Raw genomic sequence first — 22,297 nt, forward strand, 5'->3', positions numbered from 1 at the left:
AAGTGCGGTATTTTTAACCGCACTTTTTCTATTTAATTACTATTCAACCAGATTACCGATTAGACTTCGGGTTTCTTCTTTTACCTCAATAAGTTGCACTTTTATAAGATCGCCAATTTTATATTTTGCTTCACCTTGAATATAGAGTGCAATTTGTTCTGCATTTACTTCCATTTCTTCCTTATTTGGATGAATAGTTGAAGCTGGCACAAAAATACTTGCTCCATTTTCCAATAATTGCACACGCAGACCGCCGCGAGTAACATCCTGCACTTCAGCAGCAAAAATTGGTTTGTTTTCAACTTTTTCAGCTAAATAACGGCAATATAGCCAATCGGCAATATCACGTTCAACTAAGCGATTTTGACGACGCGCCTCTTGTAAGCGAGCGAGAATCTCTTCACTTGGCTTTTCATACTGCTTATGCGTTAATGTTGCTTTAATTAAGCGATGATTGACCATGTCTGAATATTTGCGGATCGGTGAAGTCCAAGTAGCGTAGCCTGTTAGACCTAGTCCAAAGTGCGGTGCTAATTCCGATTTAAATTCAGCAAAAGTTAAGAAACGACGTAAGCGGAATTCATAATAATCGCTGGCAAATGGCTCAATGTCATGGCGCATTTGGCAATAGCCTTCTAAGGTCGCCAAGTTTTCTACGGAATAACGTTGTTCTAATTCTGCACGATTGTCATCATTGGCTAAATTATTCATTAAGAAATTATGCACTTGCGTTAAGCATTTGCTATCAAATCCTTTATGCGTATTGAAAATGCCTGTTTGTGTTTGCTCATGTAAATAATGGGCACAACAAATATTGGCAATAATCATGGATTCTTCCACGATTTGATTAGCAATTCGGCGATATTCGGCTTTGATTTCTTGCACATGACCGTTTTCTGCTAAAACAAAGGAATAATCTGGTTTTTCTTTAAATAACAGTGAATGGGTTTTACGCCATTGAATACGTGCTAATGCAAATTGGTGTAATTGTTCAACTTGCTCACGAATGCTTTCTGTTTCGGGGTGCCATGCATTTTCCACTTGTTCTAAATAGTCGGATACCTTGTTATAGGCAAGTTTTGCACGAGATTGTACATGCGCGGATACAAAATAAGGCGAATTAATAATATTCCCAGCCAAATCGGTTTCAATGTAGCAAACTAGTGCTGGACGAACTTCATTCGGCATTAATGAACAAAGATCATCAGACAATTCACGTGGCAACATAGGAATATTGAAGCCTGGTAAATAGTTAGTAAAACAACGCTGACGTGCGTCTTTTTCTATTTGTGAGTCAATAGGAATATAAGCGGTAGGATCGGCAATGGCGACCACTAAACGCCAACCCGTTTGCTGTCCAGCTTGTTCAATTTTTTCAATATAAAGGGCATCATCCATATCCTGCGTACTTTCGCTGTCTATGGTTACAAAATGAAGTGCGGTCAAATCTTCACGAGTTTGTGTATCCTGCATTTCATATTGATCTTGACCTTGTACTGGATAACGTGATTGTTCATGACGAGCGAGTGTGACCCACCAAGGCGCAAATTCATCGCTTTCTGTACAAATAAACTCATTGATTTGTGCAAAGAGAAAGCGATCGTCGCGTAAAGGGTGCGTTTTTAAACTGGCTACAACCCAATCACCCGCTTGTAATTGCTGTTTTACCGCTTTGTTCAGTGTTGCACCAATGGGTTGATTAATATTTGGGTGATCAACCAATACTTGCAATTTATTGTCTTTATTAAACCGCACTTTCGCAATAAAGCGAGTGAGCATTGGTTCAATTAATTCTTCTGGAACAGCCTGTTTTTTGCCGTCGTTTTCTTCAATAATTGCTTTTACTTTATCGCCATGAACGACTTTTTTCATTTCTGCTGGCGAAATGAAAAAGGTTTCTTTATCGGTTTCTAAGAAACCATAGGCTTTGTCAGTGCTTTTAACCACACCTTCAACCTGTTGTTTACTGTCTCGAATTTGTTGTTTAAGTTGAGAAAGTAGAGGATTATTTTGGAACATATAATTTGAAATTGTCTATGAAAAGTAAAGGACAGGCTTAGCCTGTCCCTATTTAATAAAAAGAAAAATTATTCTTCGCCGAGTTCGCCCATTGCTGTAATGCTAAAGCCTGCATCCACATGCAATACTTCGCCTGTTACGCCTGATGCAAGGTCTGAGCATAAGAATGCTGCTGAATTACCTACATCATCAATCGTAACGGTGCGACGTAATGCGGCAGTTTTCTCAAATGCAGAAAGCATTTTCTTAAAGTTTTTAATACCAGAAGCTGCCAGTGTGCGAATTGGACCTGCAGAAATGGCATTTACACGAATACCTTCTTTACCTAAATCCGCTGCCATAACACGAGTTGCTGCTTCTAAAGACGCTTTTGCTAAACACATAACGTTATAGTTAGGAATTGCACGCTCAGCACCTAAATAGCTTAATGTTAATAACGCGGCATTTGGATTTAAATATGGACGAGCAGCTTGTGCCATTGCTACGAAACTGTATGCACTAATATCATGTGCAATACGATATCCTTCACGCGTTGCTGCGTTCACATAATCACCATCTAATTGATCGCCCGGTGCAAAGGCAATTGCATGTACGAAACCATCAAATTTATCCCAATGTTTGCTTAATTCTGCGAAACAATTTTGGATACTTTCATCTGTTGCCACATCTAATGGAAGAACAATATTAGAACCAAATTCTTTGGCAAATTCTTCTACGCGTGGTTGTAATTTATCATTTAAATAAGTGAATGCTAATTCTGCACCTTCACGTTTCATTGCTGCAGCAATACCGTATGCAATTGAGCGGTTGCTAGCTAAGCCAGTAACTAAAATTCGTTTACCCGTTAAGAATCCCATAATAAAATCCTATTTGTTGATTAAATCATTGTTAAAAAATTGCGCTTAGTATAAAGGAATTTTGCACCAATTACAAAGCGGAGCAGTGAATTATGCCATTTTGTTGCTCGTCTAATTTGAGTTCCCAAATCATCGTATTTGTCATAGGCAAATGCAACTGAAATTGGCGAAATGCGCGCATATCTTCAGCAGTCTTCGTATTGAAACCTAATAATTTCCACACTAATAATGCAATCCAAATACCATGGGTAAAACAACAAGTTTGATCGGGAAAATTCTTGGTTTGTTGCAAAAATAAATCAACACGCTGACTAAATTCAGCAAAACTATCTGTTTTTTCACCGCACTTATAATAGGGATCGGATTTCTCCCAATATGCCAAACTGATTGGCTTGCGTTGTTCTGCATTTAAGCCATCAATCTCTTCAAAAGCTAAATAAGAAAATTCATTCAGAATAGGTAAAACTTGGCTTGTCAGTTGTTGCTGTTGTAAATAATATTGTGCGGTCTGCTGAGTGCGTAGAAATGCCGACGTAAACACCAAATTGGCAGGAGGTAAACGTTGTGCTAATTGCACTGCTTGTTGCTGACCTCGCTCACTTAATGGAATATCACAATCCTGCATACTTTTCCCGCCCGCATTGGCTAGACTTTCCGCATGGCGAATCAAATAAATTGTTTTCATTGTATTCCTCTAATGTAAATAAAAAGGATTATAACGAAATTTAATAGGAATAATCATTTTAAATACAATCTATTTCCATCATCTGTAAAACTGTCGGATTTTTCACCGCGCTTTTTCATTATAATTCGCTTAAATCGAAGGGCGATTTGGTATATGATAATCAGAATTTTAATTGCATTAAGGTATAAACATGGCAAAGCAACCATCTCATAAAGATAAACAGTTTGAACAACTCAATATGGCTCCTCATTCTTTAGAAGCGGAGCAAGCGTTATTGGGTGCTGTCATGTTAAATAATTCTTATTGGGAAGATGTGATTGAACGTGTTGTTGCCGCTGATTTTTATGCGATAGCGCATCGTTTGATCTTCCAAGAAATGGATTTGTTGATGCAACAAAATTCGCCAATTGATATTTTGACTTTAGAGCAAGCTTTAAAAAGCAAAGCAATTTTAGATGATGTTGGTGGTTTTGCTTATTTAGCTGAATTATCCAAAAATACGCCAAGTGCAGCGAACGTGAATGCTTATGCTGAGATTGTGCGTGAAAAAGCCATTTTGCGTGAATTGATCGAAGTGGGAAATCATATTGCGGAATTAGGCTATCAACCGAAAGGGCAAGATATTAAACAGCTTTTAGATCAAGCAGAACAGAAAGTGTTTAAAATCGCTGAAAGTCGTACCTCTAAAAATGACGGACCTGAAAAAATTACCTCAATTTTGAGTAGAACAATAGATAAAATCGAATTGTTAAGTCAAGCAGAGAATAAATCGGTAACAGGATTGAGTACAGGATTTACCGATTTGGATGCGAAAACATCAGGATTGCAACCTGCGGATTTAATTATTGTTGCTGCGCGCCCTTCTATGGGAAAAACCACCTTCGCCATGAATTTGTGTGAAAATGCCGCTATGTTAGCGGAGAAACCAGTGTTGATCTTCAGTTTAGAAATGCCAGCAGAGCAAATTATGATGCGTACATTGGCTTCTTTGACTCGTATTGAATTGAACAAAATTCGTGAAGCAAGGGGCTTGGGCGACAATGACTGGGCTAAAATTGGTAGTGTCATGGGCATGATGCGTGATAAGCCGAATATGTATATTGATGATTCGTCGGGATTAACACCAACAGAATTGCGTTCAAGAGCTCGCCGTATTCATCGTGAGCATAAAGGTCTAAGCTTAATTATGGTGGATTACTTGCAGTTAATGCGAGCGCCTGGATTTGAAAACCGTAACTTAGAAATTGCCGAAATATCTCGTTCATTGAAAGCTCTAGCGAAAGAATTGTCAGTGCCAGTGATTGCGCTTTCTCAGTTAAACCGATCCTTAGAGAATCGTCCGAATAAACGACCAGTGAACTCCGATTTGCGTGAGTCGGGATCCATTGAGCAAGATGCGGATCTGATTATGTTTATTTATCGAGATGAGGTGTATAACGAAACCACAGATGAGAATCGCAACCGAGCGGAAATCATTATTGGTAAACATCGTAATGGTCCGATTGGACGTGTGCCATTGATTTTCCAAGGGCAATTTGCTCGTTTTGATAACGCAGCGAAAGATTATCAACTATCTGACGAGTATTAATTTTCAGCATAATAAAAAGAGCAATTGATATGCGAAAGTATTTGTTCAAATTAGTGAATGTATTTGCTGAAAGTCATTTTACAGGCAATCCATTGGCTGTTTTTCCACAAGCTGATGGATTAACAGATCAGGAAATGCAGCAAATTGCAAAACAATTTAACCTCAGCGAAACTGTTTTTGCTTTTTCTGCGCAAAGTGCGGTGGCAAATTTAAGAATTTTTACTCCTGAATATGAATTGCCATTGGCAGGTCATCCAACATTAGGTTGTGCTTATGTATTGCAAAAACTGCATGATTTATCACCGCACTTTATCCTAAACACGCAAGTGAAACCTGTACAGATACAAATCGAAAATGACCGAGTTGAGATGATGCTCTCAGACTATGAAATTCGTCCTAGCCAAGCCAATCAACAACAATTAGCTAAAGCGGTAGGTTTAACTCAAGAAATGATTATGCCGACGGCTTATTGGGTCAATTCAGGATCACCACAATTGTTATTACAACTTAATCATCGCACATCGATAGATGACATTAACATTGATTCCGATAAATTAGCCGAGATTTGCCAGCAAGAGAATGAACATATTGGCATTTATCTTTGGTATGAAGATAAAAAGTGCGGTCAAATTTTTAGCCGTTTTTTCTATGCTGAAAAAGGCGTGATTTTGGAAGATAGTGGCACTGGATCAGCAGCGGCAAATTTGGGTGCCTATTTCCTTTCTCAACAACAATTCCCCGCAAATTACATCATTCATCAAGGCGATAAAATGGGGCGTCCTAATCGGATTTCATTGCGACTAGATGAACAGCAACACATTTATATTGGTGGAAGAATAATTGAAATCGGCGAAGGTTATTTGAACCTGCCGTAAATAACGATGAGTAAAATAAAATGAAACCAGCAACAGTAAAAATTAGTTCAGCAGCTTTAAAACATAATATTCAAAAAATTAAACAACGTGCGCCTAAAAGTAAAGTGATTGCAGTTGTCAAAGCCAACGCTTATGGACATGGTGTTGAATTTGTCGCGAATACCGTCGAGTCCATGGTGGATTGTTTTGGCGTGGCGCGTTTGGAAGAAGCATTGAGTTTGCGTTCACATGGCATTATTAAACCTATTTTGTTATTAGAAGGCTTTTTTTCTGTGACAGATTTGCCTGTGATTGCGGTCAATAATATTCAAACCGTTGTTCATAACCATGAGCAGTTGGAAGCGCTCAAACAAGCGGACTTGCCTTATCCGATACGTGTTTGGTTAAAAATTGATACAGGTATGCACCGCCTTGGCGTGAACTTGGACGAAGTGGATTATTTTTATCAAGAATTGATGAAATGTCCGAATGTTCAAAATGAAATTGGCTTTGTTAGCCATTTCAGTCGTGCGGATGAAATTTTATCCGATTACACTGTAATTCAATTAGAACGTTTCTTACAGGTTACTGAAGGAAAAGTCGGGGAGAGAACTATTGCAGCTTCCGGTGGGATTTTGTTCTGGCCTGATTCGCATTTAGATTGGGTTCGTTCTGGCATTATCATGTATGGCGTATCGCCAACAGACACACCAAGTGAAATTTACGGTTTTAAACCAGTGATGACATTAACTTCATCGCTTATTGCGGTACGAACACATAAAGCAGGGGAACCTGTGGGCTATGGCGGCACTTGGGTTAGCGATAAGGACACAAAAATTGGTGTGGTAGCAATCGGTTATGGTGATGGTTATCCAAGAGGGATTCCAACAGGCACGCCTGTTTTTGTGAATGGGCGTAGAGTACCAATTGTTGGACGGGTTTCAATGGATATGGTAACGGTTGACCTCGGCTTAGATTGTAAAGATAAAGTGGGTGATGAAGTGATCCTATGGGGTAAAGAATTGCCGTTAGAAGAAATAGCGCAAATTACGGGAATGTCGAGCTATGAGCTGATGACAAAACTCACGCCGCGTGTTTTGACAGAATATGTGGATTAATGAACTAGATCAAATTAGTGAGAGATTTTAAAAAATATTTCACTTTTTCACCGCACTTTTTGGTATGATTTGATTAATTTATAGGCTAGTTGTACTCATTTAAAGAAGGAAAACATTATGCAAAATATTAACCCATCTCAAACTTCCGCTTGGAAAGCATTGGAGCAACATTGTGAGCAGTTTGGTAAAACGACCATTCAAGCTTTATTTGAGCAAGAGCCAAATCGTTTTAGCCAATATTCATTAACCTTCAATAATGAAATTTTGGTGGATTATTCAAAAAATAATATTAACCAACAAACCTTAACTTTATTGCGTCAATTAGCTCAAGAATGTGCATTGGATCAAGCAATTGAAGCAATGTTTACCGGTGAAAAAATTAACCGTACAGAAAACCGCGCTGTATTACATACCGCATTACGTAACCGTAGCAACAAACCTGTTTTTGTTGATGGCAAAGACGTCATGCCTGATGTGAATGAAGTGTTAGCGAAAATGAAATCTTTTACCAACCGCGTGATTTCGGGAGAGTGGAGAGGTTATACAGGCAAAGCGATTACTGATGTGATTAATATTGGTATTGGTGGTTCTGATTTAGGACCTTACATGGTAACAGAAGCGCTACGCCCATATAAAAATCATTTAACCATGCATTTTGTGTCTAACGTAGATGGCACGCATATTGCTGAAGTGCTCAAAAAAGTGGATCCAGAAACAACACTTGTTTTAGTTGCTTCAAAAACCTTTACTACGCAAGAAACCATGACTAATGCACAATCAGCGCGTGATTGGTTCTTAGCAACTGCAAAAGATGAAAAACACGTTGCCAAACATTTTGCCGCGCTTTCAACCAATGCAGCAGAAGTATCTAAATTTGGTATTGATACAGACAATATGTTTGGTTTCTGGGATTGGGTTGGTGGTCGTTACTCTTTATGGTCTGCCATTGGTTTATCTATTGCACTTTCAATTGGTTTTGAAAACTTTGAATTATTGCTTGAAGGTGCGCATGAAATGGATAAGCATTTCCGCTCAACACCATTTGAAAAAAACATTCCGGTGACATTAGCATTACTTGGTATTTGGAACTGCAATTTCTTAGGTGCTGAAACAGAAGCATTGTTACCTTATGACCAATATTTACATCGTTTTGCGGCATATTTCCAACAAGGTAATATGGAATCAAATGGTAAATATGTGGATCGTAATGGTAATGTCATTGATAACTATCAAACCGGTCCAATTATTTGGGGTGAGCCGGGCACTAATGGTCAACACGCGTTCTATCAATTAATTCACCAAGGTACAACTTTAATTCCTTGTGATTTTATTGCGCCAGCGCAAACACATAATCCATTATCAAATCATCATGAAAAATTGTTATCTAACTTCTTTGCACAAACAGAAGCATTAGCTTTTGGTAAAACCAAAGAAGAAGTTGAAGCGGAATTTGTGAAAGCAGGCAAATCATTAGATGAAGTGAAAGATGTAGTGCCATTTAAGATCTTTACCGGAAATAAACCAACTAATTCCATTTTATTGCAAAAAATTACCCCATTTAGTTTAGGTGCATTGATTGCAATTTATGAACATAAGATCTTCGTTCAGGGTATTTTATTCAACATTTACAGCTTTGACCAATGGGGTGTTGAATTAGGTAAACAATTAGCAAACCGAATCCTTCCTGAATTATCTGGAGATGAAGAAGTTTCAAGCCATGACAGCTCAACTAACGGTTTAATTAACCAATTTAAAGCTTGGCGCTAAAAACTTATGAAAAATAAACCGCACTTTTGGGTGCGGTTTATTTTTTCTCATGTTGCTCCAATTATTTTTCAAGCTTTGTGAATGGTCGTTGTTCTTCCCCGATATAAATTTGACGAGGGCGAACAATTTTTAAGTTGCCAAATTTATACATTTCTTTCCAGTGGGCGATCCAGCCTACTGTTCTCGCTAAGGCAAAAATAACGGTAAACATTGAGACTGGAATACCAATGGCTTTCAGAATAATGCCAGAGTAGAAGTCCACGTTTGGATAAAGATTACGATCGATAAAATATTGATCGGTCAGTGCAATACGTTCAAGTTCCATTGCTACTTCAAGTAATGGAGTAGTAACACCTAACTCTTTTAACACTTCGTGACAGGTTTCACGCATGACTTTTGCACGAGGATCGTAGTTTTTATATACGCGGTGACCAAATCCCATTAATCTGAACGGATCGTTCTTATCTTTTGCTCGTGCAATAAATTCAGGAATACGATCGACAGTACCTATTTCTTCTAACATACGAATACAAGCTTCATTGGCACCACCATGAGCAGGTCCCCATAAGGAAGCAATACCTGCAGCAATACAAGCAAATGGATTTGCACCTGAAGAGGCTGCAGTACGCACCGTTGAGGTTGATGCATTTTGCTCATGATCTGCGTGTAAGATAAAAATGCGGTTAATGGCTTTTTCTAATACAGGATTGACTTCATAAGGTTCACAAGGGGTAGCGAACATCATATAAAGGAAGTTCCCCGCATAAGATAAACGATTTTGTGGGAACATAAATGGATGACCGATCGAATATTTGTAACACATTGCCGCTAAGGTTGGCATTTTCGCTAATAGACGAATAGCTGTTAAATCACGATGCTCTTCATGGTTAATATCTAACGCATCATGATAGAATGCCGCAAGCGCACCACTTACCCCACACATTACGGCCATTGGGTGTGAATCTCGACGGAAACCATGGAAGAAACGAGAAATTTGTTCATGCACCAAGGTGTGATTGCGTACTTTCGCATTAAATTCTTCGCGTTCTTCTGCGGTTGGACGATTACCGTACAGTAACAAATAAGCCACTTCTAAATAGTCGCCATTCATTGCAAGATCATGAATGGGATAACCACGGTGTAATAAAATACCTTTTTCACCGTCAATATAGGTAATTTCAGATTGGCACATGGCGGTAGAAACCAAACCAGGATCATAAGTGAATAGTTGATTTCTACTGAGAGCTTGAACATCAATGGCTTCATAGCCTAATGTGCCCTTATGTACTTCCAAATCAAATTCACGACCATCGCTCAGACTAAGTTTAGCTGTTAAATCAGACATAAGCTTTCCTTCTTTATTATGTTGTGTTTAAGTTTATTATTTTTATACGCCAAAATTGGACCTTTATAAATATAACGCTATTTTGTTGCTTTTGTCGCTATAATTTCTAAAAAAATAATGTAAAAAAATTGTTAAATCATGAAAATTGTGAGATAGATCAAGTTTTTTAATCGCGATTGAATATAAAAGTGCGGTGTAAATTAGAGAGAATTTTCAAAACAGAAATTCTATGTATAATAAGAAGTTCAAGGGTAATCAGGTAACAAACTATGCAAAATACGTCACTTCAACAATGGTTAGCGCAGAGTGCATTGGCGGGCGGAAATCAATCCTATATTGAAGCGCTTTATGAAGATTATTTACAAGATCCAACTTCTGTTGAAGAAAGTTGGTGTCGTATTTTTGATTCTTGGCAAAAAGAGACCGCACTTTTAGCGCAATCTACATCACAAGAGCAAGCTCATTCACCTGTTAGAGATTATTTTCGTCGTTTAGCACGTGAGAAATCACCCCATGGCGTGAAGGTTATCGATCCTAATGTCAGCAAACGTTTGGTCAAAGTGTTGCAATGGGTAAATGGGCACCGCAATCGAGGGCATTTACACGCGAATTTGGATCCCCTATGTTTGCGTCCTCAAACGGAAGCGCCTACCCTGGATTATCGTTTTTATGGTTTTACCGATGATGATTTAGACGAAGTTTTTGATATCGGTGGCTATGTTTTTGGTAAAGATAAAATTACCTTAAGAGAATTGGGGATTGCATTAAAGAAAACCTATTGCGATACCATCGGTTTAGAATTTATGCACGTCAATGATCTTGAAGCGCGTACTTGGCTGCAAAAACGTTTAGAAAATTGGCGAAATGGACCGCACTTTACCTCTCAAGAACAACACAAATTATTACAAGAACTGACTGCCGCTGATGGCTTAGAACGTTATCTTGGCGCCAAATTCCCCGGAGCAAAACGCTTTTCATTAGAAGGCAGTGATGCCTTTATTCCGTTGATGAAAGAAATGATTCGTCATGGACGTAAGCAAGGCATTACTGAAATAGTGATGGGTATGGCACACCGTGGTCGCCTTAATATGTTGGTTAATGTCTTGGGTAAACGTCCTGCGGAATTATTTGATGAATTTGCAGGAAAACATCATGGCAATGGTACGGGAGATGTGAAATATCATCAGGGATTTTCCTCTGATTTTATGACGGAAGATGGATTAATTCATTTGGCTTTGGCATTTAACCCTTCCCATTTAGAAATTGTAAGTCCCGTTGTGCAAGGATCGGTGCGTGCACGTCAAAAGCGTATTAAGGATGCTGATTACACAAAAGTATTACCTATTTCTATACATGGCGATAGTGCTGTTATTGGACAAGGGGTTGTGCAAGAAACCTTAAATATGTCGGCGGCACGAGGTTATGAAGTCGGTGGTACTATTCGAGTGGTCATCAATAACCAAATTGGTTTTACGACCTCAAATCCAAAAGATACGCGTTCGACAGAATATTGTACGGATATCGCTAAAATGATTGAGGCGCCAGTCATTCATGTAAATGGTGATGATCCTGAAGCAGTGGCTTATGCTGCTCGTATGGCGGTGGAATTTCGTACCTTATTTAAACGCGATATTTTTATTGATCTCGTGTCATATCGTCGTCATGGGCATAATGAGGCAGATGAACCTTCTGCAACCCAGCCCATTATGTACGAAAAAATTAAAAAGCACCCAACACCTCGACAAGTGTATGCGGATCGGCTGATTAAAGAAGGGGTGATTAGCGTTGAACAAGCTATTGAATTAGTTAATGATTATCGTGATGCTTTAGATCGTGGTGATTGTGTGGTGTCTGAATGGCGTGAGATGGATACCGAAACAATGGATTGGTCAAAATTCTTAACACAAGAATGGAGTAGCGAATTTGATAGCCATTTTGATGCAAAACGTTTTGAAGATTTAGCCTTAAGAATTGCCTCATATCCCGAAACACATCCTGTAAATGCTCGTGTTGAAAAAATCTATACTGATCGCGTTGCTATGGCAAAAGGCGAAAAATTATTAGATTGGGGCATGGCGGAAACCATGGCATATGCCACTTTATTAGATGAAGGGCATCACATTCGTTTATCAGGTGAAGATGCTGGACGTGGAACCTTCTTCCATCGTCATGCTGTCTTACATAGCTTAAAAGATGGCACGACATATATTCCGCTCAGACATTTACACAATGGACAAGGGCGTTTTGAAGTATGGGATTCGGTACTTTCTGAAGAAGCTGTATTGGCATTTGAATATGGTTATGCCACCGCTGCACCAAGAACATTAACCATTTGGGAAGCTCAATTTGGTGATTTTGCCAACGGTGCACAAGTGGTTATCGATCAGTTTATCAGTTCGGGAGAACAAAAATGGGGCAGAATGTGTGGCTTGGTGTTATTGTTACCTCATGGCTATGAAGGGCAAGGACCAGAACATTCTTCGGCACGTTTAGAGCGTTATTTACAACTTTGTGCACAGCAGAATATGCAAGTGTGTGTGCCTTCAACGCCCGCTCAAATTTATCATTTATTGCGCCGTCAAATGTTGCGTAAAGTGCGCCGACCGTTAATTGTGATTTCGCCAAAATCCTTATTGCGTCATCCATTAGCCGTATCGTCATTGCAAGAGCTAACACATGGACATTTCCAAAATGTGATTGATGAAATTGAGCCACTTGATCCAACCTTAGTAAAACGTGTTATTCTCTGTTCTGGAAAAGTTTATTATGATTTATTAGAACAGCGACGCAATAATGGGCAAACGGATGTGGCAATCATTCGCTTGGAGCAACTTTATCCTTATCCACTAGACGAAGTGCGGTCTATTTTAGCGAAGTTTTCTCATGTGAAAGACTATGTTTGGTGCCAAGAAGAGCCGCTCAACCAAGGCGCTTGGTATTGTCGTCAGCATCGTTTCTTACAAAGTATTCCAGAAGACGCTAAATTACGCTATGTTGGCAGACCGGCCTCGGCATCGCCTGCTGTTGGTTATATGTCGTTGCACCAAAAACAACAACAAACCTTAATTGATGAAGCACTAACGTTATAAAAATAAAAGGAACACAATATGAGCCAGTTAGATATTCTTACTCCTGTTTTACCTGAAAGTGTTGCCGATGCAACGGTTGTGAAATGGCATAAAAACGTTGGCGATAAGGTGAGTCGTGATGAAATTTTAGCGGAAATTGAAACAGATAAAATTGTTTTAGAGATTGTTGCTTCAGAAGATGGTGTATTAGAAAGTATTCAACAGGCGGAAGGTGCAACAGTTGTCAGCAATCAGGTGCTAGCGAAATTAAGCACAGTGGCTATGATTGGTTCACAAACGAAAGATGTGATAAAAGCACCTGAATTAACACCTGCTGAACGTTATAATGGTGCGTTAACGCATTCATCAGAGCAGGATCATCATAATGATCTCAGTCCTGGTGTGCGTCGTTTAATTGCAGAACATGAGTTGAATATTGATAATATTCAAGGCTCTGGCGTGGGTGGTCGTATTACGCGTGAAGATATTAACCAGGCCATTAGTCAAGCTCAGACGATGCAAAGTGCGGTGCAAATTGAGCAAGATTTTTCTGCCGCAGATTTGCGTACAGAAAAACGTGTTCCGATGACCAGATTACGTAAGCGTGTTGCGGAGCGATTATTGGAAGTAAAAAATAACACAGCAATGCTCACCACCTTCAATGAAGTCGATATGCAACCTATTATGCAGCTACGCAAACAATATGGTGAAAAATTTGAAAAACGCCATGGCGTTAGATTAGGTTTTATGTCATTTTATGTGAAAGCGGTTGTGGAAGCTTTGAAACGCTACCCTGAAATTAATGCTTGTATTGATGGTGATGATATTGTTTATCACAATTATTTTGATATTAGCATTGCGGTTTCTACGCCTCGTGGCTTGGTTACGCCAGTATTACGCAATTGCGATCAGCTCAGTATGGCAGAGATTGAAAAAGCCATTAAAACATTGGCGGAAAAAGGACAAAATGGTAAATTGAGTGTAGAAGAATTAACGGGCGGCAATTTTACCATCACCAATGGTGGTGTATTTGGCTCCTTGATGTCAACGCCAATTATTAATCCACCACAAAGTGCGATTTTGGGTATGCATACCATTAAAGAACGCCCAATTGCTTTGGATGGACAAGTGGTCATTCGTCCTATGATGTATTTGGCATTATCCTATGATCACCGTATTATTGATGGACGAGAAAGTGTCGGCGCGTTAGTTGCCATTAAAGAATTACTTGAGGATCCAACAAGATTGTTATTGGATATTTAATTAGCAAATCAATTTTTATTTTAACGGAAAGCAAGAATGAATTTACATGAATATCAAGCAAAACAATTATTTCGCCAATATGGCTTGCCGGTAAGTGAAGGTTATGCTTGTCAATCTGTTGAGCAAGCTTTAGAAGCCGTTGGCAAATTAGGTGGCTCGCAATGGGTTGCCAAATGTCAGGTACATGCTGGTGGTAGAGGCAAAGCGGGTGGTGTGAAAGTTGTCAAATCAGCTCAAGAAGTGCGGTCTTTTTTTGAACAGTTTTTAGGGGAACATCTTGTTACTTTTCAAACAGATGAAAAAGGTCAGCTTGTGAATAGCATTTATATTGAAGGCTGCGCAGATGTCAAAAAAGAGCTGTATTTAAGTGCGATTGTGGATCGTAGCTCGCAACGTGTTGTATTTATGGCATCAACAGAAGGCGGCATGGACATAGAAGAAGTCGCAGAAAAAACACCGCACTTACTGCATCAAGTTGCTATTGATCCTATTGTTGGCGCACAAGATTATCAGGGCAGAGAGCTTGCTTTTAAATTAGGGTTAGTTGGTAAACAAATTTCGCAATTTACACAGATTTTTACAAATCTTGCGCGTTTATTCATGCAAAAAGACCTCAATTTAGTCGAAATTAATCCGCTAGTTATTTTATCGAACGACGATTTACATTGTTTAGATGCAAAAATTGTAGTAGATAGCAATGCATTATTTCGCCATGCAGATCTCAAAGCTATGCAAGATTTTACACAAGAAGATGCGCGTGAAGCAGAAGCAGAAAACCTGAATTTGAGCTATGTATCCCTTGAAGGAAATATTGGTTGCATGGTGAATGGTGCAGGTCTTGCAATGGGAACGATGGATATTATCCAACATTATGGTGGAGCGCCAGCTAACTTCCTCGATGTTGGTGGAAGTGCTACAAAAGAGCGTGTTGCGGCGGCATTTAAAATTATTTCATCGGATAAAAATGTTAAAGCCATTTTGGTCAATATTTTTGGTGGCATTGTGCGTTGCGATTTAATTGCAGAGGGAATTATAGCCGCTGTTAATGAAGTAGGGCTTTCTCTCCCTGTTGTTGTTCGTTTAGAGGGCAATAATGCAGAGTTAGGGCGTAAAATTCTAGCAGAAACTAATTTGAATATTATTGCGGCTAAAGGATTAGCTAATGCAGCAGAACAAGCCGTAAATGCAGTGAAATAAGGAGCCGTATGTCAATTTTAATTAATAAACAAACCAAAGTGATTTGCCAAGGTTTTACTGGTGGACAAGGTACATTTCACAGCGAACAAGCATTAGCGTATGGCACGAATTTAGTTGGTGGCGTTTCTCCAGGTAAAGGTGGCAGAGTTCATCTTGGTTTGCCCGTATTTAACACTGTAAAAGAAGCGGTTGCAGAAACAGGTGCAACTGCAACTATGATTTATGTGCCGGCCCCTTTTTGTAAAGATGCGATTTTAGAAGCGATTGATGCGGGTATTCAGCTCATCGTTTGTATCACAGAAGGTATTCCAACTTTAGATATGTTACAGGTTAAACAAAAGTTAAACCAAACTGGCGTGTTTATGATTGGACCAAACTGCCCAGGCATTATTACGCCTGATGAATGTAAAATCGGTATTATGCCTGCGAATATTCACAAAAAAGGACGAGTAGGCATTGTTTCACGTTCAGGCACATTAACTTACGAAGCGGTATTACAAAGCACTGAAGAAGGATTTGGGCAATCCACTTGTGTTGGTATCGGTGGCGATCCAATTTCAGGCTCAAGTTTTATTGATATCCTACGCCTATTTGAACAAGATCCCGAAACGGAAGCAGTAGTGATGATTGGTGAAATCGGCGGATCCGCAGAAGAAGAGGCGGCTGAATTTATTAAAAATTATATTACCAAACCAGTAGTGAGTTATATTGCCGGTATTTCTGCTCCAGTAGGAAAACGCATGGGGCATGCTGGCGCAATTATAAATGGTGGCAAGGGGACGGCTAAAGATAAAATTAGAGCATTAAAAGATGCTGGAGTTATTGTCGTGGAAAGCTTGGCTGATATAGGAAAAGCATTAAGAACCGTATTAAAGTAAAAGCGCGGTGAATTTTCAGCACTTTTTGAATATCCCTCATTTGAGGGATATTTTTTGTGAGCAATAAAAAACCTAGCTGAATGCTAGGTTTATAGGGTTGGTGCTCTGAGCGAGACTTGAACTCGCACGTCCTATGGACACTACCCCCTCAAGATAGCGTGTCTACCAATTCCACCATCAGAGCGTTTAATTCTTTTTATTGTGGGATATCTGCGTTTTTATTTTCTAATACTGGTGCAACTTCTTTTTGTTGTTGCATTTTTTCTGCTGCTTGTGATAAATCGTCGAATTTACCTTGGGTTACATTGCCACGATGTGAATTTAAGTTACCAATAGCAATACTTGTAACAAAAAATACAATAGCAAGAATGCCAGTTAAACGAGATAAGAAATTACCTGAACCTGCAGAACCGAAAACTGTACCTGAAGCACCACCGCCAAAAGAAGCACCTGCATCAGCGCCTTTTCCTTGTTGGATTAAAATTAATCCAATCATGATGATAGATACAATTAAATAAACAAATAATAATGCGTTATACATTCTAAATTCTTCTCTGCTAGGATTTGTAATCAATAAAACGTGGCGATATTACCGAATATTCATTGGTGAATCAAGTGATTTTTGCGTACTTGCTGAAAATCTAAGCGGAATTCACCGCACTTTTGGATTTTTTACCTGTTGTTTTTATTGGTTTTTTATTTTTGTTAGTGTTGTTTTGGTTAGCGATTTGGCTTAGTTGTCGTAAAGCTGAAAAATTGACGAAGCGAACCAAATCAGGCAACATTTGGGTGAGTTGATACATAAACTGTTGATAACTCATTTCTTTTTTGCTTATTCCATTAAGTTGCGCTTCCCAATGAGCAGTCATATCAGGTAAGGTTGCAATGTCAGGCAAGGCTTGAATTAGAATTCTTCCTGCTTCTGTACTATGGATATTCCGTCCTTTTTTGTATAGAAATCCACGTTTAAACAGTAATTCAATAATGCCTGCACGCGTTGCTTCTGTGCCAAGTCCGTCGGTTTCTCGAAGGATTTTTTTTAATTCTTTATCTTGCACAAAACGAGCAATGCCTGTCATTGCGGACAATAAAGTGGCGTCTGTAAAAGGTTTGGGCGGTTGCGTTTTTTTACTGACAATTTCGCCTTGCTGACAAAAGAGCATTTGTCCTTTTTTTACTACAGGTAAAGCTGGATCTAATTGTTGATCCTCATCTTCTTTCCCCCATAATGTTTTCCAACCTGCAATCTGTAAATTTCTAGCTTGAGCAATGAAAGTGCCGCCTGCAATTTTGAGTGTGATTTTGCTTTTACGATATTCAGCATCAGGGCAGAATTGCAATAAATATTGTCGAGCAATTAATTCGTAAATATTGCGTTCCGCTAAGCTTAATTGTGCAGAGCGAGTAAGTGCGGTTGGGATAATTGCGTGGTGTGCTTCGACTTTTTTATCATTCCAACAACGGTTTTTTTGTTCTGGATTAACCACTTGCGGCATTGTTTGGTAGTTTGAACTGTGCACAGAAATTGCTTTCATAACCGCAAAGCGATCAGCATAATGTTCGGTCGGTAAATAACGGCAATCGGAACGTGGATAAGTAATTAATTTATGTTTTTCATACAAATTTTGGCAAGTATCTAGTACATCTTGCGCTGACATACCAAAGCGTTTGGCAGCGTCAATTTGTAATGCAGATAAAGAATAGGGTAAGGGGGCGGTTTCTTTTTCTCTCTTATCTTCGTAATCGGTGACTTCTGCAGGTTGTTGAGAAATGCGTTTGACCACGTTTTCAGCTAGGGCTTGAGAAAGTACACGTCCATCTTCATCTTGATAGTCTTCACAGGCTTTGCTTGGCTGCCAAAGTGCGGTGAAAATAACCGCACTTTTTTCATCGGCAGAGATATTGGCAACAACCTCAAAGAAATCTTTTGGTTGGAAATTCTCTATTTCAAGATCGCGCCGTACGATAAGTCCCAATACAGGAGTTTGTACTCTGCCAACAGACAATACGCCATTGTAGCCAGCTTGTCGTCCACGAATGGTATAAGCGCGAGTCATATTTATACCATACAACCAATCTGCTCTTGCGCGCGCTAATGCCGATGTGGCAAGCGGAATGAAGTTACGATTCGGTTGTAATTTTTTGATTGCTTTTTCTACCGCACTTGGATTGAGATCGCTAATTAGGCAGCGTTGGATTTGATCACGTTTATCTGCTGATAAATTGGCGTGACTGAAAACTTCATCAACAAGCAGTTGACCTTCTCTATCAGGGTCTCCTGCATTCACTAATACTTCGGCTTGATGAATCAGTTTTTCCACAATATTGAGTTGTTTTGTCACTTCTTTACGCGGAATTAATTGCCATTTCTCTGGAACAATAGGCAAATGTTCTAGTCGCCATTGCTTAAAATTAGGATTATAGGCATCAGGCTCTGCTTGCTCTAAGAGGTGACCAACACACCAGGTGACATAATCATTTTCGCCACAACGGATAAAACCGTCACCTCGTTGGTGAGGTTTGGGCAATACGTCGGCAATAGCGCGAGCGAGACTGGGTTTTTCGGCAATAAAAAGTCGCATAAAGTTAAAATAATGAAAACAAGATTTCTATGAGCTATAAAAATCTTGTTTTTACTGTGAGAACGGTAATTAAAATACTTTTTTGAATGGTTTGATAATCACTTCGCCATAAACGCCAGCATCAACATAAGGATCTTGTTTCGCCCATTGTTGAGCTTGTTGTAAGGATTCAAATTTTGCAATCACTGTTGAACCAGTTATGGAACTACCATCTTCACTCGGATTTGGTCCTGCGGTTAATAAACGATCTTCGGCTTTTAATTGTTCCAAACGTGAAAGATGTTGAGGACGTACAGCTAAGCGTTGTTCTAATGTGTTTGGATTATCTTGTGCAAAAATAACATAGTATTCCATTGCCTTTCTCCTTTTATAATGACATTTGGCTTAATGCTTGTTCTAACTCTGGGTTATCTTCTCTTGGTACTATTCTTGGTTTACCGTTGCTATCAATGGCAACATATGTGAATAGCGCTTCTGTTACACAAGTGCGTTCACGCGAGCCTTGGAACACTTTTTTAATCCAGACTTCTACTTTTACTTGCATTGAGCTTCGACCAATATTCACTAATTGTCCGTAGCAACATACTACATCTCCCACCGCAATAGGATGAAGGAAAGTCATTTTATCTACACAAACTGTTACAACTCGACCTTTGGCAATTTCCTTCGCTAAAATTGCACCGCCCATATCCATTTGTGACATTATCCAACCACCAAAAATATCGCCATTAGCATTGGTATCTGATGGCATTGCTAATGTTCTTAGCAATAATGAACCCTTAGGTTGACGGTGTTCATTTTCATTTGATAGCGTACAGCTCATAAATTACTCCTTATCTTGCGGAAGATAACGATAAATATAAAGTCCAGTGATAATCGTTGCAACTAAAGTCATCGCAATTAAGCCAAATGATTTAAACCCAACCCAGTATTCACTGTGGAAAACGCTGATATATATATTGGTCAGCATGCAAAGAATAAAGAAAAATGCCCAGCCTAAATTTAAGCGATTCCACACCGCAGTTGGTAATTGAATTTCTTTACCGAGTAATTTTTGGATCAATGGGGTTTTAAATACAAACTGACCAATTAATAAGACAGCGGCAAACAGAGCATTAATTAATGTGACTTTCCATTGCAAATATTTAATATCATCAAAATAAGCAGTCAGCAAACCAAAGAAGACAACAGACCCACCTAGAATGATTTGCTGTTTTTCGATTTTTTTATATTTTAATTTTAAGATTAGCATTTGAATCATTGTGGCAATAACCAGTACGATTGCCGCTTCTCTTATGCCTGCTAATTTATATACCACAAAGAATAAAATCAGTGGGATAAATTCTAAAAGTTGTTTCATTTATGATGCCTTTTGCGTGAAAACTTGATAGAAACGATAGCTAAATACCATTAAAAAGAGGTTGAGAGCAGAAGTGAGGACGACTGCTAAAATCATCATCACTTCATTACGAGCTAATAATGCAATTTGCGCATTCAATATAGTAGCAAGAAAATAGTTGATGACACAGTAAAAAAATAAGGATGAATAGCCTTTCTTACCTAATTGAAAATTCACTTTTAACGTATTTCTAAAGGAAGAATTATTACTTAAATAAGCAATTGGGGATAAACAAAGACGGATTGCTAACCAGCTGGCGATAATAACCAAAATTAATGCTGGAAGTGGTGATATTGGTTCAACCCCTTGAAATAGATGGCTAAGTACAGCAGTTGCTAAGTAAACAATGCTGATTAATACAGGAATTAAAATCATGAGCGCCATGATGATGGCTCCCAATAAACGAGGTAAATGAGAGATTGCGGTTGGGATAATACCTTGAAACTCACGTTGACTAATTTTATGGACAGTTAATATTCCCCAATAAGAAATAAATAGCCCCACTAAAAATTGAACAACGGTGATTAAGCGGCCATCTGCATTTTGGGTTTGCTGTAATAAAATTTCCATACGTTGTTCTTGAGTTAATGCTTCGGCATTTTCAATAGCAACGGTTGGATGTAATAGGATTGCCATCAATGTATTTAAACTTAAAATAACAAGAAAAGTGATAGAAAATTGGCGCTGATTTTGCAAAAAATGCCAGCTATCTTTGAAAAGTTGCGTGAAATTAATTGGCATAATATCCCTTATAAAATATGGCAAAATTTGGTTGTCTATTATACCTGCTTTGATGGAAAAAGTATAAAAAAGTTAAAATTGATCTATATCAAAAATAAGGTTTTAAGTAAAAAATTAAAAAATAGACAATCAACATTATCTTTTTTTAACTTTTTTATTGTTTTATGATCTCGATCACAGTTTTTGTACTCAAAAAGAAGTATATTTAACTCCACGTTTAATGACGTATATTTTTTGTGGATATTAACTAAGGAGTCTATGATGAAAAAAACAGCTTTAGCATTAGGTTTAGCAGCAGCATTAGTAAGTGGTGCAACAATGGCTCACGAAGCAGGCAGTGTTCTTGTTCGTGCGGGTGGCGTATTAGTTGTGCCTAAAACTTCAAATTCAGATTTATCAATTGGCGGAGCTAAACAAGCTGCACCTTTATCTTTAGATGTGAATTCTAATGCACAATTAGGTTTAACAGCGACTTATATGATCACTGATAACATTGGTGTGGAATTATTAGCCGCAACACCATTTAGCCATAGCATCAAATTAGGTAATACTGTTGTTGCTAAAACTAAACATTTACCACCAAGCTTATATGCACAATATTATTTCTTAGATAAAGATGCGAAAGCACGTCCATATGTAGGTGTTGGTGTGAACTACACTACTTTCTTCAGTGAGAAAGAAGTGTTACCAGGCATGACAAACCTCAAATTAAAAGATTCTTGGGGCGTAGTTGCTAATGCAGGTGTTGATATTAATTTAGCAGATAACTTGTTCTTAAATGCAGCAATGCATTATGCAAAAATCAAAACAACTGCAAAATTTGATTTAGGTGGTGCACCAGTATCACAAAAAGTAAAACTTGACCCAATGGTTTACTTCCTAGGTTTAGGTTACCGTTTCTAATTTCATTTAGAAATGCAAAGCCCTTAATTGAAT

Annotated in this window: 19 protein-coding genes and 1 tRNA gene; 9 read left to right on the forward strand and 11 right to left on the reverse strand. The window is 38.6% G+C overall.

The features are described from left to right. Positions 1-39: 39 nt before the first annotated feature. The 3 genes from rnb to ACUXZ4_RS06120 all read right to left on the reverse strand — a co-directional run bounded on the left by rnb (position 40) and on the right by ACUXZ4_RS06120 (position 3,561). Positions 40-2,019 carry an exoribonuclease II gene (gene rnb / locus ACUXZ4_RS06110; protein ID WP_464972342.1) on the reverse strand — a complete coding sequence of 660 codons (1,980 nt, stop codon included), beginning with the start codon at positions 2,017-2,019 and terminating at the stop codon, positions 40-42. A 68-nt stretch (positions 2,020-2,087) separates the two neighbouring features. Continuing rightward, on the reverse strand, positions 2,088-2,876 hold the full coding sequence (locus tag ACUXZ4_RS06115) for an SDR family oxidoreductase (protein WP_464972343.1): 789 nt from the start codon (positions 2,874-2,876) through the stop codon (positions 2,088-2,090). A 70-nt stretch (positions 2,877-2,946) separates the two neighbouring features. Continuing rightward, complete coding sequence (locus tag ACUXZ4_RS06120; RefSeq protein WP_464972344.1) at positions 2,947-3,561, reverse strand: histidine phosphatase family protein; 615 nt, start codon at positions 3,559-3,561, stop codon at positions 2,947-2,949. A gap of 190 nt (positions 3,562-3,751) precedes the next feature. On the opposite strand from ACUXZ4_RS06120, the gene ACUXZ4_RS06125 reads away from it, so the two are divergent. The 4 genes from ACUXZ4_RS06125 to pgi all read left to right on the forward strand — a co-directional run bounded on the left by ACUXZ4_RS06125 (position 3,752) and on the right by pgi (position 8,888). Beyond that, the gene (locus ACUXZ4_RS06125; RefSeq protein ID WP_464972345.1) at positions 3,752-5,149 is read left to right on the forward strand and encodes a replicative DNA helicase; all 1,398 of its coding nucleotides are present in this window, start codon (positions 3,752-3,754) and stop codon (positions 5,147-5,149) included. Positions 5,150-5,178: 29 nt separating this feature from the next. Beyond that, complete coding sequence (locus ACUXZ4_RS06130) at positions 5,179-6,024, forward strand: PhzF family phenazine biosynthesis protein (protein WP_464972346.1); 846 nt, start codon at positions 5,179-5,181, stop codon at positions 6,022-6,024. A 20-nt stretch (positions 6,025-6,044) separates the two neighbouring features. Then, positions 6,045-7,121, forward strand: a complete 1,077-nt coding sequence (gene alr / locus ACUXZ4_RS06135) for an alanine racemase (protein ID WP_464972347.1) — start codon at positions 6,045-6,047, stop codon at positions 7,119-7,121. A 117-nt stretch (positions 7,122-7,238) separates the two neighbouring features. Further along, positions 7,239-8,888, forward strand: coding sequence for a glucose-6-phosphate isomerase (gene pgi, locus ACUXZ4_RS06140; protein ID WP_464972348.1), 1,650 nt, complete (start codon positions 7,239-7,241; stop codon positions 8,886-8,888). A 61-nt stretch (positions 8,889-8,949) separates the two neighbouring features. Here the strand turns inward: pgi and ACUXZ4_RS06145 are convergent, their stop codons facing one another. Continuing rightward, a complete protein-coding gene (locus tag ACUXZ4_RS06145) occupies positions 8,950-10,233 on the reverse strand; it encodes a citrate synthase (RefSeq protein ID WP_464972349.1) in 1,284 nt (427 codons plus the stop codon). A gap of 269 nt (positions 10,234-10,502) precedes the next feature. On the opposite strand from ACUXZ4_RS06145, the gene sucA reads away from it, so the two are divergent. From sucA to sucD, 4 genes are read left to right on the forward strand one after another with little or no spacing between them, the layout of a single operon-like run. Further along, positions 10,503-13,322, forward strand: a complete 2,820-nt coding sequence (gene sucA / locus ACUXZ4_RS06150; protein WP_464972350.1) for a 2-oxoglutarate dehydrogenase E1 component — start codon at positions 10,503-10,505, stop codon at positions 13,320-13,322. A gap of 18 nt (positions 13,323-13,340) precedes the next feature. Next, positions 13,341-14,564, forward strand: a complete 1,224-nt coding sequence (odhB, locus tag ACUXZ4_RS06155; protein ID WP_464972351.1) for a 2-oxoglutarate dehydrogenase complex dihydrolipoyllysine-residue succinyltransferase — start codon at positions 13,341-13,343, stop codon at positions 14,562-14,564. Positions 14,565-14,600: 36 nt separating this feature from the next. Further along, complete coding sequence (sucC, locus tag ACUXZ4_RS06160) at positions 14,601-15,761, forward strand: ADP-forming succinate--CoA ligase subunit beta (RefSeq protein WP_464972352.1); 1,161 nt, start codon at positions 14,601-14,603, stop codon at positions 15,759-15,761. 8 nt (positions 15,762-15,769) lie between these two features. After that, positions 15,770-16,639 carry a succinate--CoA ligase subunit alpha gene (sucD, locus tag ACUXZ4_RS06165; RefSeq protein WP_464972353.1) on the forward strand — a complete coding sequence of 290 codons (870 nt, stop codon included), beginning with the start codon at positions 15,770-15,772 and terminating at the stop codon, positions 16,637-16,639. A gap of 98 nt (positions 16,640-16,737) precedes the next feature. On the opposite strand, the gene ACUXZ4_RS06170 is transcribed toward sucD, so the two are convergent. The 7 genes from ACUXZ4_RS06170 to ACUXZ4_RS06200 form a co-directional block, all read right to left on the reverse strand. Continuing rightward, a tRNA-Leu gene (locus tag ACUXZ4_RS06170) sits at positions 16,738-16,823 on the reverse strand. Positions 16,824-16,835: 12 nt separating this feature from the next. Then, positions 16,836-17,180, reverse strand: coding sequence for a preprotein translocase subunit SecG (secG, locus tag ACUXZ4_RS06175; protein WP_464972354.1), 345 nt, complete (start codon positions 17,178-17,180; stop codon positions 16,836-16,838). A gap of 100 nt (positions 17,181-17,280) precedes the next feature. Further along, a complete protein-coding gene (locus tag ACUXZ4_RS06180) occupies positions 17,281-19,221 on the reverse strand; it encodes a DNA topoisomerase III (protein ID WP_464972355.1) in 1,941 nt (646 codons plus the stop codon). A 69-nt stretch (positions 19,222-19,290) separates the two neighbouring features. Then, entirely contained in the window at positions 19,291-19,575 is a 285-nt protein-coding gene (locus ACUXZ4_RS06185; protein ID WP_464972356.1) for a YciI family protein, read from the reverse strand. A gap of 13 nt (positions 19,576-19,588) precedes the next feature. After that, positions 19,589-20,044, reverse strand: a complete 456-nt coding sequence (gene yciA / locus ACUXZ4_RS06190; protein WP_464972357.1) for an acyl-CoA thioester hydrolase YciA — start codon at positions 20,042-20,044, stop codon at positions 19,589-19,591. A gap of 3 nt (positions 20,045-20,047) precedes the next feature. Beyond that, a complete protein-coding gene (locus tag ACUXZ4_RS06195) occupies positions 20,048-20,581 on the reverse strand; it encodes a septation protein A (protein ID WP_464972358.1) in 534 nt (177 codons plus the stop codon). Next, positions 20,582-21,361: a hypothetical protein gene (locus ACUXZ4_RS06200; RefSeq protein WP_464972359.1), complete on the reverse strand. Its 780-nt coding sequence runs from the start codon at positions 21,359-21,361 to the stop codon at positions 20,582-20,584. Between the two features lie 261 nt (positions 21,362-21,622). On the opposite strand from ACUXZ4_RS06200, the gene ACUXZ4_RS06205 reads away from it, so the two are divergent. Continuing rightward, the gene (locus ACUXZ4_RS06205; RefSeq protein ID WP_464973999.1) at positions 21,623-22,264 is read left to right on the forward strand and encodes an OmpW family outer membrane protein; all 642 of its coding nucleotides are present in this window, start codon (positions 21,623-21,625) and stop codon (positions 22,262-22,264) included. Positions 22,265-22,297: the final 33 nt, after the last annotated feature.

It is taken from the genome of Reella acinonychis, assembly GCF_052828705.1.